The following is a 17936-nucleotide window of genomic DNA, read 5'->3' as shown; positions in this document are numbered from 1 at the left end:
TCTTTTAGTGTGTCAATTTTAATAGATAAGCTTCACAAGATCACCGAAAAAAGAGAGGTTGATCGTGATATTCATCACGATCAACCTCCTGATATCCCGCGTAGCACTTCGAAGACAGTAAAAAATAGGTTTAATTCTCTTAAAGAGTGCATACGCTTTTCTTAAAGTAGATATTGTTATTCATATTATGTCTATTGCAATGATTTTACGAAACGGGCAACTCCATCTTCTACAGTAGAGAGGGGACAAGCCACATTCATCCGTAAAAATCCATCTCCAGCTTTTCCATACTTAGAACCAGGCTCTAAAGCGAGTTTTCCAACTGATAAAAGGCGATCCATCATTTCTTTTTCTGAAAGGCCAGTCCCACGATAATCGATCCAAAGTAAATATGTACCCTCTGGTTTGGAAACCTTTATGCCATCTAATCTCGAGAGGTTTTCTACCACGTAATCCATGTTTACTGTCAATACTTCTAACAGTTCCTCTAGCCAAGGATTCCCCTGTTCGTATGCTGTTTGGAGTGCTGTAAGAGAAAATATATTTAATCCCATATATCCACGGTTCATCTCAAGATTTTCTAAAACCTTCCGTTTTTTCTCATCGGGAACAACCATAGTAGCAGCTTGAATTCCTGCTAGGTTAAATGTTTTTGTAGGTGCTAAAAAAGTTATGATGTTATTTGGATCTGCCGCCACTTTAAGCATTGGTATATGCTTATTTGGTTCGAAAATAAGATCGGAGTGAATTTCATCTGACAAAATTAAAACATTATATTGTTGACAAAGTTTAGCTATCTTTGTTAAGTCTTTTTCGCTCCATACCTTTCCACCAGGATTATGTGGATTACATAAGATAAAAGCTTTCACATCATTTTTTAAACAGTCTTCAAATGATTCCCAGTCCATCTCGTAGGAATTATTCTTTTCTAATAACTGACTAGTGACTACTTTTCTACCTAAATTTGTAGGTACACTCATGAATGGAGGATATACCGGCGTATGGATAAGAACTTTATCCCCAACTTCAGTGAATGCTTCAATAGCTTCTGCTATTCCAGGAATGACCCCATGAAGAAACAGAATCCATTCATTTTTTATAGTAAGTTGATGCTTTTCAGCTACCCAATTAGTAAGAGATGATTTTGTTTCTTCAGGCGCCATGGAATAACCAAATACTGGATGTTCCATTCGTTTATGTAGCGCATCAATGATAACGGATGGGATGGCAAAATCCATATCCGCTACCCACATAGGTAGTACCTCCGAAGCATCGTTGATAGAATATACTTGCTCTAACATATCCCATTTGGCTGAATATGTATTTCGGCGATTAAAAACAGTAGAAAAAATAGACAAAGTAATTTCCCCTTTCAATTTGTATTTATTATGTTATTATAACCCTATCTAATAAAACTAGTAAGGTGAAAATAAATGGACACAATTGAGATGAATAGAAGAGCAGTTTGGACATTACAACAATGGGACCCATTTCACATTGGAGAAAATGCCTATGAAACAGAAACTGCAGACGTAGTCGCATATTTGCAAAATATTGATCACCCATCTGAATTGGCAAAACGAATTCAGGAAATTTATGAACATTCTTTTGAAGAATGGATTCCTTTAGAAAAATGTGTGGATATATCTTATAAACTAATAGCGTTAAAGTATGAAATGAAATGTATTATATAAAACGAAAAAGCTTTCGGTTTTTAAACCGAAAGCTTTTTTTATAAATTAAACTTCTTGAAGACCGTCTAATAAGTTAGAAGCTGGAACTTCAAGTGCATTCGACAATTTCAATATTGTTTGTACTGATGGAGTTTCTGCGCCTGATTCATAGGCTTCTAACTTTCCAGTACCAATTCTTGTTTTTAATGCAAGAGTTTCTAGCGTAATGTTACGCTCTTCTCTTAATTGACGTAATTGCTCATGTAAATCTTTCTTCATGATTCCATCCACTCCTGTCTTAATTATTATTATATTATAACACAATTCTTCGTAGAACTTTTGATATTATTGTCAGAAAAAGTACAATTTTTACATTAATAACTTCAAAGCACCTTGAATAAAAACGATGATTATTGCAAGCGGAGCGACAAAACGTACAATAATATACCAAGAATTTAATAAAAAATTATTCATTCTAAGCTCATGGATTAGCATGGACTTAGAAAAATGGAAACCAGCAAATAATGAAATAAATAATGCTCCTAACGGTAATCCGATACTACTTGTAAGGAAGTCAGCGAAGTCAAAGATGGACATACCTAGGATATCGACGTCTGATAGTACACCAAAAGATAAGGCACTTGGAATTCCAACTAAGAAGATGAGGAATCCGTATACCCAGGCTGCTCGTTTCCTTCTATCATATTTTGATTTGATCCCAATTGATACAATTATTTCTAACATGCTGATAGAAGAAGTTAGTGTAGCAAACAAAAGTAATATGAAAAATAAAATTAAGAAAAATTGACCAAAAATAATCTGCTCGAATACTGCTGGAATTATTATAAATGCTAAGCCAGGTCCTGCGTCGGGGGAAAAGCCTAATGCAAACACTGCCGGAAAAATAACGAGCCCTGCCATAATAGATATTCCGATATTCAAGACAGATACACTCATTGCCGACGATCCCAGTTTAGTTTCTTTCGGTAAGTAAGATGCATAAGTAATCATTCCAGAAACACCAACACTTAAAGAGAAGAAAGCCTGACCTAAAGCAAGTAAAGCAGTTTCCCATGTGAAGTATGACCAATCTGGTACGAATAAAAACTTAATCCCTTCGATAGCGCCATCTAAAGTAAGAGACCGAATTGCTAAAATAACAAAGAAAATGAGCAGGATTGGCATCATCCATTTACTGGCTTTCTCAATTCCACCCTTGATCCCACCCGCTACAATCCAAATAGTGAGTAGAATGAAAGTGGCCTGAGCAATTACAACCTCCCATGGATTTGAGATAACTGTATTAAACAAGTCATTAAAGAATGTTTCATTATTCCCATTTAAACTAAATGTAACAGCGCGGAACAAATAAGATAAGATCCAACCACCAACAACACTATAGAATGATAATATGATAAAAGAAAATGCAAAACCTGCCCAACCGATTAAAAACCAAGGTTTTCCAGGTGCCAGTTTTTTAAAGCCACTAACAGCATCTGCTTGGCCTTTTCTTCCAATTACAAATTCAGCAAGCAAGATAGGTAGACCAATAAGAAAAGTACATAGAATAAACAAAATTACGAATACACTACCTCCATTTGTACCCGCCATATATGGAAATTTCCAAATCGCACCTAGTCCAATTGCACTTCCGGCTGCCGCTAATATAAATCCAATTTTAGATCCAAAATGATCTCGGTTTGTCACGAGAATTCCTCCTTTAATAGGACTGTCTTATTGTACACGAGGACTTATAGAAAATGTAAACTGATTTGTGAAACAATCTAGAACAATCTTTCGTATCATCAGTAGAGTAAAGAGAAAGAGGGAGGATTATGTTAGAGCTTGAGTTAATAGAACGAGCACAACAGGGGGACAAAGCAGCATATACAGAACTTATACATATACATCACAGGACCGTTGAAAAGTTTGCATTTCAGTGTGGCGTTCTGGTTCATGACATTCCGGATGTAACTCAAGAAGTTTTCGTGAAGCTATACCGATTTTTACATCAATTTCAGCGTGATCGGTTTACCACGTGGTTATACAAAATCACATTAAACACCGCTAGAGATTATTACAGAAAAGAAACAAAGGAAAAAGAAAAGAGTCATAAGCTAAATACAGGAATAAAAGAAACTTATATGTCTAAATCCGCAGAAGATCGAGTTTTAGTATTTGAAGAAGACCGCGAACTCCATAAAGCCATTCAATCACTCGATGAAAAATATCGTCATCCTATCATTATGTTTTACTTTCATGAATTATCCTATGAACAAATTGCAGAAGTATTAAATGTACCCCTATCGACGATAAAAATACGTCAATTGAGAGCTAAGGCATTATTAAAATCAGCGTTACAGTTGAATGGAGGAGTTAGACATGGACGATAAACAATTAGAAGAACGCCTAAACCTTTTAAAGTCATCCTATGATCGCTTGCCTTCATCTGTAGATACTGAAGAGATTCTACAGAAAATAGAAAATGAAAATAATATAGCTCCAGTTGAAAATAAAAGTAAAGGATCCAAATGGCAACGAATTACTGTGTGGGCAGTGAGTATTGCAAGTGTGTTTGTCATTGGGATATTGGGAACGACTTACCTAAATGACTCAGATGATTCAATTACTAGGAATGAAAATTATAGTGATAAAGAGATTGAGAAACTTAAAAAACGATATAATGACGAACGATTAAAACGTCAAAAAATTCTACATATGAATGAGGTAGAATTTAATACTTTAGGATTTGTGCAGTACGCTGATAATATTTTCACGTCACAAATAGACCCAGGTACTTTAGAAGGGGAAAATGATAATATATCTATTAGTGAAGCTTATGATTTAGCTATTGAGGGATTAAATCTACCTTCAGAAATGATAGAGATAGCTAAAAAATCAGGTAAAGTTAATAGTAAAGAAAGCTCCTATTTTGTGGATGATTTTGTCACTAAAACGGAGCATTTGATCTTCTACTATGAAGAAATCATTCGAAACAATGAAGAAGTACTTCATACTATTGCAAAACATGATGGAAGACTAAGTGAGCATATTATGATTGCCAATCGTTATAATCTCCCAAAAGAAATACAAAGCATGATTGAAGTATTACCTAAGGAAGGATTAAAATTAGCAGTTAATGTAGATGGAACAAAATTTCAAATTTTACCTGACTGGGTATTATTTACAAGAGATCTTTTCGCAGTTTTAGATGAGAATGAAGCAAGGTATTTAGCGCTTTACAACTCAATTCCTGCCTCTGATGGATTATCCAAGCTAATGGAGGAAAAGGAGTTATCTCTACTAGGATATTATTTAGCAGATATTGAATTTACTTTACTAAATACAAGTGAAAATACGGCTATGCATTCGCTCTTTGAAAATTATTACTTTGAACTTGCTCAAATGATTGTATTCCCATCGGATGAAGGTGATATCTTAAATGAAAACAGTAAAATTAATATGGATATCCGGAAGGCCTGGGAGTCGTTAGTAAATATTCCTGGTGCATCACCATTAGCTGCTTTGATGGAGCCAGTCGTCGCTTCAATGAAATCAAATGATTGGACATATAATGAGATTTATAAACAGTTAGACATAGAGCAACTGCGAGATTTTTACCTCTTAGCTTTAGATAATAAATTAGAAACCAACAAATTAGACTGGATTGCTATATTACCTGACGAAGTAGAGAAAAGCTTAGTTACTCCCTATTCAAGGTATGGAATACATGAGTTATATAAAAAATTTAATGAGAACCTGAATCCGTTAATCTTACACGGAGTAGGACCAGTAGATATCATACTCCTATATCACTATGCTGATGAGCAAGATAACCATGAAATGATGTGGGAGTTGATGACTAGTGCTTTTAAAAATCAGTATGATAAAGAAGAATTTTTAGAAAATCCAGTGCTTCAAAATATTATTCGTGAAAGCTCTAAAAATCTCTACTTTAATAAAGACTATTTAATCCAAGATGATGAATATATAAAGACTTATATTGGACAGGAAAAAGAAAATCAAATCAGCTACGATTTACTTCTCCGCCTTGAAAGTGATGATATTTGGAGGATTCAAGGGATAGAGGATTATTTTGTAACAAACGCAACTGTAGTGGACGATGAATTTGTTCAGCGAGTGCATGCATTATATAAGTCGTTTGCAGGAACACATGATCAAACAGCATTAAAGGAGGCCACACCTGAGGAAATTGTGGGATTGTATTACTACTCAATTCAGCTAAAGGATTACGAAACGCAATACGAGTTGTATATAAAAGATGATACACAAATACAAATTCCAAAAGATGAATATCTAAATGGAAAGCATCAGGTTATTGATAATATTAAACTTGAATTTAAAGAGCTGGAGTTTATACAAAATGCTGCGGACTATGGAGTAGTAATCTTAACGAAACAATCCGATAGACGGAGTTCTGATGAGAATGAGGTAATTGGATTTCAACTCATCAAAACGGAAAATGGATGGCGACCGCCCTTTATGCCTATACAGTGATTTTTGCCGTTATACTTCCTACTATGTTATAATTTAACATGACTATAACGTATATAAGAAAGTAGGAACGAAATTATGACTCAAAATTATAAGGTAGGAGATGTTGTCACGGGTAAAGTTACAGGGATTCAGCCATACGGAGCCTTTGTTAGTTTAGATGAGCAAACACAAGGCCTAGTGCATATTTCAGAAATAACATACGGGTATGTAAAAGAAGTGGAAGAATTTTTAACTGTAGGGCAAGAGGTAGAGGTGAAAATTCTAGAAATTGACGATGAAGCAGGGAAAATTAGCTTATCAATGCGAGTACTTCAAGAAAAGCCAACACTACCAAAACGTGATGATAGACCTCGGAAATCACTTCAAGATCGCGTAGATGAACATGATGAGGAAGGATTTAATACATTGAAAGAAAAATTAGCCGACTGGATTAAAAAATCGGCACTATAAAAGGATTTATACAGTGATGAAAACCACTGTATAAATCTTTTTTGCTTTTAGATAATTGGGGAATTTATCCGTTTAGCAAGTATATGCTACTCATGAGCAAGTATTAGAAGTTAGAGAGCAAGTATTTTAACCATTAGTGCAAGTAAACCAGAATGGAGAGCAAGTAAATAACAAGTGGAAGCAAGTAAACGTAGATTTGGGTTAGCGGTAAGAGCAAATCACGACCAACCCTGAAAAAGTCCAAGCCTTACTTCTTCATCTTACGTATCCTGTATTGCAAATTTTGTCTGCTCATTCCGAGGGCTTCGGCAGCTTTGGTAATATTCCCATCGAATTTATCTAAAGCTTTTTGCAGATAATACATTTCTGCAGAACGTAAATACTCATCAAGTGGAACTAATTCCTTATCAGAAGTAATAACAAAATCCTCTGCTTTTCCTAGAGTCTCGTTAAAATCCTGAACCTTCATCTTAAAGTGTAGAGGCAACATATCAAACTTTAAAATTTGCTCAGTAGTTACCATTGAGCTTATTTCATCCAAAAGTAATTCCAATTCTTTTAGATTTCCTGGCCATTCATACATTAAAAAAGCTTGGATAACATCGTCATCAATTTCATTAATAGTGGAGCCATAGCGATTTAAATATCGATTAAAGTAATCATACGTAAAGGGTAAAATATCCTCAGTTCGTTTACGTAAAGGAGGAATGCTTATTGTTACCTGGGCGAAATAATAATATAATTCCTTGCTTAACTTATTAGTGGATATAAGATCTACCGGATCATCGCCAATACTTGCAATGTATAAATTTTGTCGTGCTTCGTTTGAAGTAAGAATTTGCAACAGTTCATTTTGTAAATCGAGGGATAATAAATCAATTCTTTCACAAAATATTGTACAGTGCGAGATATCAGAAAGCTCTTTTTGAAATTTGTTTATTAAAAAACTATCTGAGCTATGGCAAAAAAGAGAGATAAACTGTTTATTTACAGGCGAAAGCTGATTGTGAATACCTTCAGCTATTAAATCCTTGCCAGTACCAGCTTCTCCAACTAAGAGAACTGGCATTCTTACATGTGCTGCTTTAACCGAGCGTTCTAATACTTCCTGCATATCCGTCGAAACAGCAGTAATGCTAGAAAGGGTGATTGCCTCATTGTATCGTTTTAAAGGCTGATAAATTAGTCTTTCTAAAGCAGTTATATCACGAGAAAATTCAACTGCCCCTATAAGTTTTTCATCTTGCCATATAGGGTATGTATCATTAATAGTGGTTATTTCCTGACCATTTCGATTCCAGTAGGTCTGTTTAGCACGTAAAACTGGTTCCCCACTATGTAAAACTTTTAATAATGTACTCTCTTGTTGTTCAAATTGGAATAGTTCAAATATGGAACGGTCGACAACATCTGTTAAATTTAGCCCTTCAATTTCTTTCATTTTTTCGTTGTAAATAATCGTTTTGCCGGATAAGTCGACAGCGTGAATGCCTACTGCTACTTGCTCAGTTGCAAATTTATAAAACGGCAGAAAATCTTTTATTTGTTCGTCCAAATGGCTCACCTCAAAAAAATATTTCACATTTTAGAATTTTTTACTTGAAAAACGCAACAATCTTTTGCATTATTATATATGTAAACTAAAAGAAACTGCAAATTTTTTTTGCGCCCAAATTAAAGGAGGATATACATTTGATACCTTACAAACATGAAGCATTCACAGATTTTTCAAAAGAAGAAAATAAAAAAGCAATTCAAGAAGGCTACAAAGTAGTTGATGCATACCTAGGAAATGATTTTCCATTAATCGTTGGTGGGGAACGTATTACTACAGAAGCTAAAATAAAATCTTATAATCCAGCAAAAAAAGAAGAACTAGTTGGTGCTGTTTCAAAAGCATCAAAAGAAATTGCTTCTAAAGCTATGGATATTGCAGATGAAACATTCAAAACTTGGAAAAAAGTAAAACCTGAAATACGTGCAGATGTTCTTTTCAAAGCTGCAGCAATCATTCGTCGCCGCAAATTTGAATTCAGCGCATTATTGTCAAGAGAAGCAGGGAAAACTTGGGTCGAGGCTGACGTAGAAGTTGCTGAAGGAATTGACTTCTTAGAATATTATGGTCGCGAGATGTTACGTATAAAAAATGGTGCACCAGTTGAAAGTCGTCCAGGCGAATATAACCAATATAACTATATTCCACTAGGTGTTGCTGTTGTTATTTCACCTTGGAACTTCCCATTTGCAATCATGGCTGGTACTACTGTTGCTGCTATGGTAGCAGGTAACACTGTACTATTAAAGCCGGCTTCTACAACTCCAGTTGTTTCCTATAAATTTGTAGAGGTATTAGAAGAAGCGGGTATGCTTCCAGGAGTAGTTAACTTCATCCCAGGTTCTGGTGCTGAAATTGGTGATTTCATGGTAGAACACCCACGTACGCGTTTAATCAGTTTCACTGGTTCACGTGATGTAGGTCTTGGAATCGTTGAAAAATCTTCTAAATTAGCTCCAGGGCAAATTTGGATTAAGCGTTCTATTCTTGAAATGGGTGGTAAAGATACAATTATAGTGGATAAAGAAGCTGATTTAGAATTAGCAGCCCAATCTATCGTGAAATCCGCGTTTGGATTCAGTGGTCAAAAATGTTCTGCATGTTCACGTGCAGTAATCGTAGAAGATGTTTACGATACTGTATTAAACCGTGTAGAAGAATTAACAAACGCTTTAACAGTTGGTATTCCTGATAAGGATGAGCATTTCGTTGGTCCAGTTATTGATGGTGCTTCATTCAAAAAAATTATGAGTTATATCGAAATTGGTAAAGAAGAAGGTCGTCTGATTACTGGTGGTACTGGTGATGATTCTAAAGGATTCTTTATCCAACCAACTGTAATTGCTGATCTATCTCCAACAGCACGTATTATGCAAGAAGAAATATTCGGACCAGTTGTCGGTATTTCTAAAGCAAAAGATTTCGATGAGGCGCTTGAAATTGCTAATAATACTGAATATGGTTTGACAGGAGCTGTTATTACAAACAACCGTTTAAACCAAGAAAAAGCGCGTGAAGACTTCCATGTTGGTAACTTATACTTTAACCGTGGATGTACTGGTGCTATTGTTGGGTACCAACCATTCGGTGGATTCAATATGTCTGGTACAGATTCAAAAGCTGGCGGACCAGATTATGTACAACTTCATATGCAAGCAAAAACAACATCTGAAATGCTTTAAGATTTTCAAGGCAGACTTGATTTAAAGTCTGCCTTCATTATAAATAAAAGGGGTAATGAGTGAATGACTATTTCATCACAAGTGATTGAGCAAACGAACAAATTTGGTGCAAACAACTATAACCCACTTCCAATCGTAGTATCAGAAGCTGAAGGGGTTTGGGTAAAAGATCCTGAAGGCAACAAATACATGGATATGCTATCAGCATATTCGGCAGTAAACCAAGGGCATCGCCATCCAAAAATTATTCAAGCGTTAAAAGACCAAGCTGATCGTGTAACTTTAACTTCTCGTGCCTTCCACAATGATCAATTAGGTCCTTGGTATGAAAAAGTTAGTGAGTTAACAGGAAAAGATATGGTATTACCAATGAATACTGGTGCAGAAGCAGTTGAAACTGCATTTAAAGCAGCTCGTAGATGGGCATATGATGTTAAAGGCGTTGAAGCTGACCAAGCAGAAGTAATTGCTTGTAATGGAAACTTCCACGGCCGTACTATGGGAGCAGTTTCACTTTCGTCTGACCCTGAGTACAAACGAGGATTCGGACCATTGCTTCCTGGTATTAAATTAATTCCGTACGGTGATTTAGAAGCATTAAAAGCTGCAATTACACCAAATACAGCTGCTTTCTTAATCGAACCGATTCAAGGGGAAGCTGGAATTATTATTCCTCCTGCTGGTTTCATGAAAGCTGCACGTGAATTATGTCGTGAGAATAATGTGTTATTTATCGCAGACGAAATCCAAGCTGGTTTATGCCGTACTGGTAAAATGTTTGCATGTGAGTGGGAAGAAGTAGACCCAGACATGTATATTTTAGGAAAAGCATTAGGTGGTGGAGTATTCCCAATCTCATGTATCGTTGCAAATAAAGAAATTTTAAGTGTATTTAACCCTGGCTCTCATGGATCTACATTTGGTGGTAACCCTATGGCATGCGCTGTTTCTTTAGCAGCTTTAGATGTCCTAGTGGATGAAAAATTAGCTGATCGTTCTCTTGAATTAGGTAATTATTTTATGGATGCATTGAGAGATATTAAACATCCTTCTATTAAAGACGTTCGTGGTCGCGGTTTATTTATCGGAATGGAATTAACAGTTGAAGCACGTTCATTCTGTGAGGAGTTAAAAGAACTAGGATTATTATGTAAAGAAACTCATGATACAGTAATTCGTTTTGCTCCACCTCTAATCATTTCAAAAGAAGAGTTAGATTGGGCTATCGAAAGAATTCAAAAAGTATTCAATAAATAATAATTCTTAGACAAATTTCAACAATTCTATGTTACAATTATTCCGAAGAAATAATATTAAATTAAAGAGGCGAAAAATTAAAATGGCTGAAAATTTAAACCTGTTCACATCAACCCAGGCTGTCATTAAAGAGGCTCTGAACAAACTTGGTTATGACGAAGCAATGTATGACTTATTAAAAGAACCACTACGTATGTTAGAAGTTCGAATTCCTGTACGTATGGATGACAACACAGTGAAAGTATTTACTGGATACCGTTCACAACATAATGATGCTGTTGGACCTACAAAAGGAGGAGTTCGTTTTCATCCGGGTGTAACACCAGATGAAATGAAAGCCCTATCTATGTGGATGACTTTAAAAGCTGGTATTGTTGATCTTCCTTATGGTGGAGGTAAAGGTGGAGTTGTTTGTGATCCACGTGAGATGTCAATGGGAGAAATCGAACGTCTAAGCCGTGGATATGTACGTGCAGTTGGACAAATCGTTGGACCGACAAAAGATATCCCTGCTCCAGACGTATTTACAAATGCTCAAATCATGGCATGGATGATGGATGAATATAGCCGTATGGACCAATTCAATTCACCTGGCTTCATCACTGGGAAACCACTTGTACTTGGTGGTTCGCAAGGTCGTGACCGTGCAACTGCTCAGGGTGTTACTATTGTTATCAATGAAGCAGCGAAAAGACGCAACATTGACATGCAAGGTGCACGTGTTGTAATCCAAGGTTTTGGTAATGCAGGTAGCTTCCTAGCTAAGTTTTTGAGTGATCAAGGTGCAAAGGTAATTGCTATTTCTGATGCATACGGAGCTTTACATGATCCAAATGGTTTAGACATTGACTATCTATTAGATCGTCGTGATAGCTTTGGAACCGTAACAACTCTGTTTGAAAATACGATTTCTAACCAAGAGTTATTAGAATTAGATTGTGATATTTTAGTTCCTGCTGCTATTGAAAACCAAATTACTGCAGAGAACGCTCATAATATTAAAGCTAATATCGTAGTAGAGGCAGCAAATGGGCCAACTACAACTGAAGGTACTAAAATTCTTTATGATAGAGGAATTCTATTAGTCCCTGACGTTTTAGCTAGTGCTGGTGGAGTAACTGTTTCTTACTTTGAGTGGGTTCAGAATAACCAAGGTTACTACTGGACTGAAGATGAAGTAGACGAAAAACTAGTAAAGAAAATGGTTGAAGCATTCCAAAACATTTACGAAGTTGCAACGACTCGTAATATTGATATGCGTTTAGCTGCTTATATGGTTGGAGTACGTAAAACTGCAGAAGCATCCCGTTTCCGTGGTTGGGTTTAAACATAATAGTAAGGTGATCCGCTTGTATTTTACAAGCGGTTTTTTTATTATTAAGAAAGTATGGAAAAAGGAGGATGTTAGATGAACGCTTTTTCATTTTATAACCCTGTGAAATTGATTTTTGGTAAAAATCAAATAAGCAAGCTTAAAGTGGAGTTATCTCCCTACGGAAAGAAAGTTCTTGTTGTTTACGGTGGAGGTAGTATAAAGAAAAATGGATTATACGACCAGGTAATGGTCGAATTAAAAGAAGCAGGTATGGAAATATTTGAATTAGCGGGTGTGGAACCAAATCCTAGATTGGCAACTGCAAAACGGGGTGCTGATATTTGTAAAAAGGAAGGTATTGATGTAATACTCGCAGTTGGTGGGGGCTCAGTGATAGATTGTACTAAGCTTATTGCTGCTGCGGCTAAATATGACGGAGATCCTTGGGATTTTGTTACACGCAAAGCGATTCCACAAGAAGCACTGCCTTTTGGTACAATATTAACTCTTGCAGCAACTGGTTCAGAGATGAATTCTGGGTCTGTTATTACTAATGAAGATACATTAGAAAAGTATGGCTGGGGAAGCCCTTTAGTTTATCCTAAATTTTCTATTTTAGATCCTGTAAACACGTTCACAGTTCCTCTTGATCAAACAGTTTACGGAATAGTAGATATGATGTCCCATATGTTTGAGCAATACTACAACAACGCAACAAATACTCCTGTTCAAGACGAAATGATAGAAGGAACTCTACGTTCAGTTATAGAAGTAGGGCCAAAACTTATCAATGACCTTACAAACTATGAGTATAGGGAAACTATATTGTTTGCAGGCACAATAGGTTTAAATGGCTTCTTGCAAATGGGTTATAACGGTGACTGGGCAAGTCATAATCTAGAACATGCAATCTCAGCTGTTTATGATATTCCACATGGCGGTGGATTGGCTATCGTTTTTCCTAGATGGATGCGTCATAACGTAAAAGTAAATCCACAACGTTTTGCTAAGCTTGCAACAAATGTTTTTAAAGTGAATCCTGAAGGTAAATCTGTAGAAGAAGTAGCATTTGAAGGAATCGATCGCTTAGAGGAATTTTGGAATTCTTTAAACGCGCCATCTACATTAGCTGATTATAATATAGATGATAGCAAAATTGACCTTATGGTTGAAAAAGCAATGGTTTATGGTGAGTATGGTAATTTCCAAAAGCTTAATGCAGAAGACACTAAAACAATTTTAACAGCTTGTCTTTAAAAGTATGAATCCAAAAACCACATGACAACTCGTCATGTGGTTTTTTGTTACTATTTGTAAATGCTCTCCAAACTTTAATCACGTGTTTTTAAAACAGTACGTTCATCCTTATGTTGAGTCCATGTTCTGATTCCATCGTCCTCATCAAATGAGATTGTAATATCCGTTACTCCTTGTTGAGTTAATATCAATTCTTTTATAGTGTCGCTAATATCGTCTACCTCTGCAAATGTATATTTAGGATCTATCTCTATAATTATTTCAACATGGAGATATTCACCTTCTTTAATAACCTCAAGCTTTTGTATATCTTTTACATGTTCATTTTCAGATACTATATGAGCAATATGAACAAGCATTTGCTCATCGGTTTCCCCTAGTGCACCTCTAGCGTTATCTAGGAATACTTTTCCTACTACATAGAACATCATTATACCGATCATAATAGATGCAATACCTTCTGCTTGTAAGAATCCAGTGAAGTGGGAAATTAGCACAGCCACAAATGCTAAGATACCTCCTGATGTTGCAACTAAATCCTCCATAAAAACAAGCTTTGTTGCAGGTTTAGCTCTGCTTAAGTTAGCAAAACTTGTTGTTAGTGGCGAAAGGAGTGTACCTTTTACACCTACTTCGTGCAATATTTCTTTCCCTGCTTTGTAAAGAACTACAAACTCTAACACAATGGCAATTGCAAGTACGCTGAGGGTTATTGCTACACCTGTAGATTCGGTTGGATGTTGAATATGATGCCAACCCTCAATAATAGTCTCATAAGATAATATTCCAACAATAATTACAGCGCCTAAACAAACTAGGTTTACTAAACGTCCAAAACCATTTGGAAATCTTGGCGTGGGTGCTTTTTTAGACAATGATGAACCGATGTAAACAAAGAATTGGTTTGCTGCATCTCCAATGGAGTGCATCATTTCCGCAAACATTGCTACATTTCCAGTAAAGAAAAATGCCCCACCTTTTAATAAAGCAATAATAGTATTTACAATTGCTGCTAATAAAGAAGGCTTGTTCCCATCTTTTAATAACTTGAATAATTCTCCCATATGATAGCTCCTTTTAAATCGATTCTACGTCTACCGTTTCAATAAATTTTTGTTTTTTTATTGTTGCGTAGAATTCAGCCGTATTTTTATTAGTAATTATGGACAATCGCATATCCATTTCATGTTTAACAGTATTATTGTCTAAAGTAACGTCTTTAATGCGGATGCTTTCTATATAAACACCGCTTCCTTGCAAAAAGTCATATACTTTAGGAATACTTTCTGGATTTCCTACTAAAACTGTTAGTGATAACTCCTTCGATCTTAATCGTTTTGGACCAATTTTAGTAAGAAGGGGTGGTATCAATTCAATACCCACTATTACAATAATTACACTAATAGCCGATTCAACATAAAATCCTGCACCAACAGCTATTCCAATTCCCCCGGCTCCCCATATCATTGCGGCAGTAGTTAAGCCAGTTATACTATCATTGCCTTTGCGCAATATAACCCCTGCTCCGAGAAAACCTATACCACTTACTATTTGTGCTGCTAAACGCAAAGGATCCATCGTAATATTTATTGTGTCATTGGGAATGGCTTTATAAGCTGCTTCAATGGATATGTAGGTTAGAAGACAGCTAAATGTAGCGATTACTATACTCGTCTTTAAACCAATCGGTTTCTTTTTTAGTTCCCTCTCTATACCAATGATTAAACTTAATAATGCAGCAAAAATTAATTTAAATATAATTTCATTATAATTACTAAGGTGGTTTAGCCATTCCATCAATAATTCCCCCCTTGATTTCATTATAGAGTTTGAGGATTTTTATGTACTTTCTACTATTAACTGCTATTATTTTGGAAAGGATATATTGGTAGATTTCTTGTTTCTTTATTATAAGTATAGAATGAGTTAAAATAAAGCGCTGTAGTTCTTCGGTATATGATTCAGCCCTCAATTCATTTTATTGATTCAGGAGTTTTCTATTACTCAAACTAATATTTATTAAAGTATAGAATATATTCATATTTTAGTTAGACAAGTTATAGAAGAGCTATAAGTAGGGAAAAACCCGTAATTAATTACAATGAGTAATCTAGTTTTGATATATGTAGAGGGGCAGGAGTGCAATAGTTTATAAGTTATTTAAGGTTTTTTTATAAAAAGGGTTGCTTTTTATTTCTATACGATGTATATTAATACTTGTCCTTCGGAACGAGATACAAACAACTTGAAAAACTCCAAAAAAATGTTTGACATCAAATCTGAAATAAGTTATACTAATAAAGTCGCTAAAACGACTTGAACAATATGAACATTGAAAACTGAACATGCAAAACGTTAAGACATACAGCTTATCAACTAACTTAGTTAGTATGATAGCAAAACAATTTTGACATCATTTAATGATGATGCCAGCAAAACAAAATGAGCTTTTGAACTAGTTCTATTTGTTGGGTTTCGAGATGCAAGTAGTTCAAGGAAACAAGTGAGTGAAAGAGGGAGCGTACTAACGTACGTGACCGACTGAACGAACGAAGTTGACGAAGAAATGCGCCGCATATCGAAAGCCAACTATTATGGAGAGTTTGATCCTGGCTCAGGACGAACGCTGGCGGCATGCCTAATACATGCAAGTCGAGCGAATGATGAAGAAGCTTGCTTCTTCTGATTTAGCGGCGGACGGGTGAGTAACACGTGGGCAACCTGCCCTGTAGATTGGGATAACTCCGGGAAACCGGGGCTAATACCGAATAATCCATTTCCTCACATGGGGAGATGTTAAAAGACGGCATCTCGCTGTCACTACAGGATGGGCCCGCGGCGCATTAGCTAGTTGGTGAGGTAACGGCTCACCAAGGCGACGATGCGTAGCCGACCTGAGAGGGTGATCGGCCACACTGGGACTGAGACACGGCCCAGACTCCTACGGGAGGCAGCAGTAGGGAATCTTCCACAATGGACGAAAGTCTGATGGAGCAATGCCGCGTGAGTGAAGAAGGTTTTCGGATCGTAAAACTCTGTTGTGAGGGAAGAACAAGTACGAGAGTAACTGCTCGTACCTTGACGGTACCTCATTAGAAAGCCACGGCTAACTACGTGCCAGCAGCCGCGGTAATACGTAGGTGGCAAGCGTTGTCCGGAATTATTGGGCGTAAAGCGCGCGCAGGCGGTCCTTTAAGTCTGATGTGAAATCCCACGGCTCAACCGTGGAAGGTCATTGGAAACTGGGGGACTTGAGTACAGAAGAGGAAAGCGGAATTCCAAGTGTAGCGGTGAAATGCGTAGAGATTTGGAGGAACACCAGTGGCGAAGGCGGCTTTCTGGTCTGTAACTGACGCTGAGGCGCGAAAGCGTGGGGAGCAAACAGGATTAGATACCCTGGTAGTCCACGCCGTAAACGATGAGTGCTAAGTGTTAGGGGGTTTCCGCCCCTTAGTGCTGCAGCTAACGCATTAAGCACTCCGCCTGGGGAGTACGGTCGCAAGACTGAAACTCAAAGGAATTGACGGGGGCCCGCACAAGCGGTGGAGCATGTGGTTTAATTCGAAGCAACGCGAAGAACCTTACCAGGTCTTGACATCCCGCTGACCGGCCTAGAGATAGGCTTTTCCCTTCGGGGACAGCGGTGACAGGTGGTGCATGGTTGTCGTCAGCTCGTGTCGTGAGATGTTGGGTTAAGTCCCGCAACGAGCGCAACCCTTGATCTTAGTTGCCAGCATTCAGTTGGGCACTCTAAGGTGACTGCCGGTGATAAACCGGAGGAAGGTGGGGATGACGTCAAATCATCATGCCCCTTATGACCTGGGCTACACACGTGCTACAATGGACGGTACAGAGGGTCGCAACCCCGCGAGGGTGAGCAAATCCCATAAAACCGTTCTCAGTTCGGATTGTAGGCTGCAACTCGCCTACATGAAGCCGGAATCGCTAGTAATCGTGGATCAGCATGCCACGGTGAATACGTTCCCGGGCCTTGTACACACCGCCCGTCACACCACGAGAGTTTGTAACACCCGAAGTCGGTGGGGTAACCCTTACGGGAGCCAGCCGCCGAAGGTGGGACAGATGATTGGGGTGAAGTCGTAACAAGGTAGCCGTATCGGAAGGTGCGGCTGGATCACCTCCTTTCTAAGGATAATATCGGAATACGAATCTTTATTCGTATCTTAACGTTTTGCAGTTCAGTTTTGAATGTTCATTTTTATATGAAG

14 protein-coding genes and 1 rRNA gene are annotated in these 17936 nt (G+C 37.2%); 9 read left to right on the top strand and 6 right to left on the bottom strand.

Annotated features, from left to right (window positions below):
- Positions 1-191: 191 nt before the first annotated feature.
- The gene (locus tag MKY29_RS15050) at positions 192-1358 is read right to left on the bottom strand and encodes a MalY/PatB family protein (RefSeq protein ID WP_241599518.1); all 1167 of its coding nucleotides are present in this window, start codon (positions 1356-1358) and stop codon (positions 192-194) included.
- 75 nt (positions 1359-1433) lie between these two features.
- On the opposite strand from MKY29_RS15050, the gene MKY29_RS15045 reads away from it, so the two are divergent.
- Positions 1434-1694 (top strand): DUF1871 family protein, encoded by a 261-nt coding sequence (locus MKY29_RS15045; RefSeq protein ID WP_090567194.1) that lies wholly within the window; start codon positions 1434-1436, stop codon positions 1692-1694.
- Positions 1695-1739: 45 nt separating this feature from the next.
- Here MKY29_RS15045 and MKY29_RS15040 read toward each other — a convergent pair whose 3' ends face one another.
- Together MKY29_RS15040 and MKY29_RS15035 are read right to left on the bottom strand one after the other, a co-directional pair.
- The gene (locus tag MKY29_RS15040; protein WP_090567197.1) at positions 1740-1952 is read right to left on the bottom strand and encodes a helix-turn-helix domain-containing protein; all 213 of its coding nucleotides are present in this window, start codon (positions 1950-1952) and stop codon (positions 1740-1742) included.
- 90 nt (positions 1953-2042) lie between these two features.
- Entirely contained in the window at positions 2043-3380 is a 1338-nt protein-coding gene (locus MKY29_RS15035) for a sodium-dependent transporter (RefSeq protein WP_241599520.1), read from the bottom strand.
- 128 nt (positions 3381-3508) lie between these two features.
- Here MKY29_RS15035 and MKY29_RS15030 point away from each other — a divergent pair, with 128 nt between their 5' ends.
- The 3 genes from MKY29_RS15030 (at position 3509) to yugI (ending at position 6641) form a co-directional block, all read left to right on the top strand.
- Entirely contained in the window at positions 3509-4066 is a 558-nt protein-coding gene (locus MKY29_RS15030; protein WP_241599521.1) for an RNA polymerase sigma factor, read from the top strand.
- Positions 4056-6191 carry a hypothetical protein gene (locus MKY29_RS15025; protein WP_340880182.1) on the top strand — a complete coding sequence of 712 codons (2136 nt, stop codon included), beginning with the start codon at positions 4056-4058 and terminating at the stop codon, positions 6189-6191. Before MKY29_RS15030 ends, MKY29_RS15025 begins: the two co-directional genes overlap by 11 nt.
- Before the next feature lie 75 nt (positions 6192-6266).
- Entirely contained in the window at positions 6267-6641 is a 375-nt protein-coding gene (gene yugI, locus MKY29_RS15020; RefSeq protein WP_090567210.1) for a S1 domain-containing post-transcriptional regulator GSP13, read from the top strand.
- A 247-nt stretch (positions 6642-6888) separates the two neighbouring features.
- Here the strand turns inward: yugI and MKY29_RS15015 are convergent, their stop codons facing one another.
- A complete protein-coding gene (locus MKY29_RS15015; RefSeq protein ID WP_090567212.1) occupies positions 6889-8196 on the bottom strand; it encodes a sigma 54-interacting transcriptional regulator in 1308 nt (435 codons plus the stop codon).
- A 137-nt stretch (positions 8197-8333) separates the two neighbouring features.
- Here MKY29_RS15015 and pruA point away from each other — a divergent pair, with 137 nt between their 5' ends.
- The 4 genes from pruA to MKY29_RS14995 all read left to right on the top strand — a co-directional run bounded on the left by pruA (position 8334) and on the right by MKY29_RS14995 (position 13707).
- Positions 8334-9878, top strand: a complete 1545-nt coding sequence (gene pruA, locus MKY29_RS15010; RefSeq protein ID WP_090567215.1) for an L-glutamate gamma-semialdehyde dehydrogenase — start codon at positions 8334-8336, stop codon at positions 9876-9878.
- 63 nt (positions 9879-9941) lie between these two features.
- Positions 9942-11135 (top strand): ornithine--oxo-acid transaminase, encoded by a 1194-nt coding sequence (locus MKY29_RS15005; RefSeq protein WP_093494879.1) that lies wholly within the window; start codon positions 9942-9944, stop codon positions 11133-11135.
- A gap of 82 nt (positions 11136-11217) precedes the next feature.
- Positions 11218-12462 (top strand): Glu/Leu/Phe/Val family dehydrogenase, encoded by a 1245-nt coding sequence (locus MKY29_RS15000; protein WP_093494878.1) that lies wholly within the window; start codon positions 11218-11220, stop codon positions 12460-12462.
- An 81-nt stretch (positions 12463-12543) separates the two neighbouring features.
- Entirely contained in the window at positions 12544-13707 is a 1164-nt protein-coding gene (locus MKY29_RS14995) for an iron-containing alcohol dehydrogenase (protein ID WP_093494877.1), read from the top strand.
- A 74-nt stretch (positions 13708-13781) separates the two neighbouring features.
- On the opposite strand, the gene MKY29_RS14990 is transcribed toward MKY29_RS14995, so the two are convergent.
- Both MKY29_RS14990 and MKY29_RS14985 read right to left on the bottom strand, forming a co-directional pair.
- The gene (locus tag MKY29_RS14990) at positions 13782-14771 is read right to left on the bottom strand and encodes a cation diffusion facilitator family transporter (RefSeq protein ID WP_090567227.1); all 990 of its coding nucleotides are present in this window, start codon (positions 14769-14771) and stop codon (positions 13782-13784) included.
- A gap of 13 nt (positions 14772-14784) precedes the next feature.
- Positions 14785-15504 carry an MgtC/SapB family protein gene (locus tag MKY29_RS14985; RefSeq protein ID WP_241599527.1) on the bottom strand — a complete coding sequence of 240 codons (720 nt, stop codon included), beginning with the start codon at positions 15502-15504 and terminating at the stop codon, positions 14785-14787.
- Positions 15505-16298: 794 nt separating this feature from the next.
- Here MKY29_RS14985 and MKY29_RS14980 point away from each other — a divergent pair.
- Positions 16299-17853 (top strand): 16S ribosomal RNA (locus MKY29_RS14980).
- Positions 17854-17936: the final 83 nt, after the last annotated feature.

Origin of the sequence: Psychrobacillus sp. FSL K6-2365 (assembly GCF_038003165.1) — a bacterium.
Classification (GTDB): Bacteria; Bacillota; Bacilli; order Bacillales_A; family Planococcaceae; genus Psychrobacillus; species Psychrobacillus psychrodurans.
Note: the sequence above shows the minus strand (reverse complement) of the source record. Positions and strands in the feature narration are given on the sequence as shown.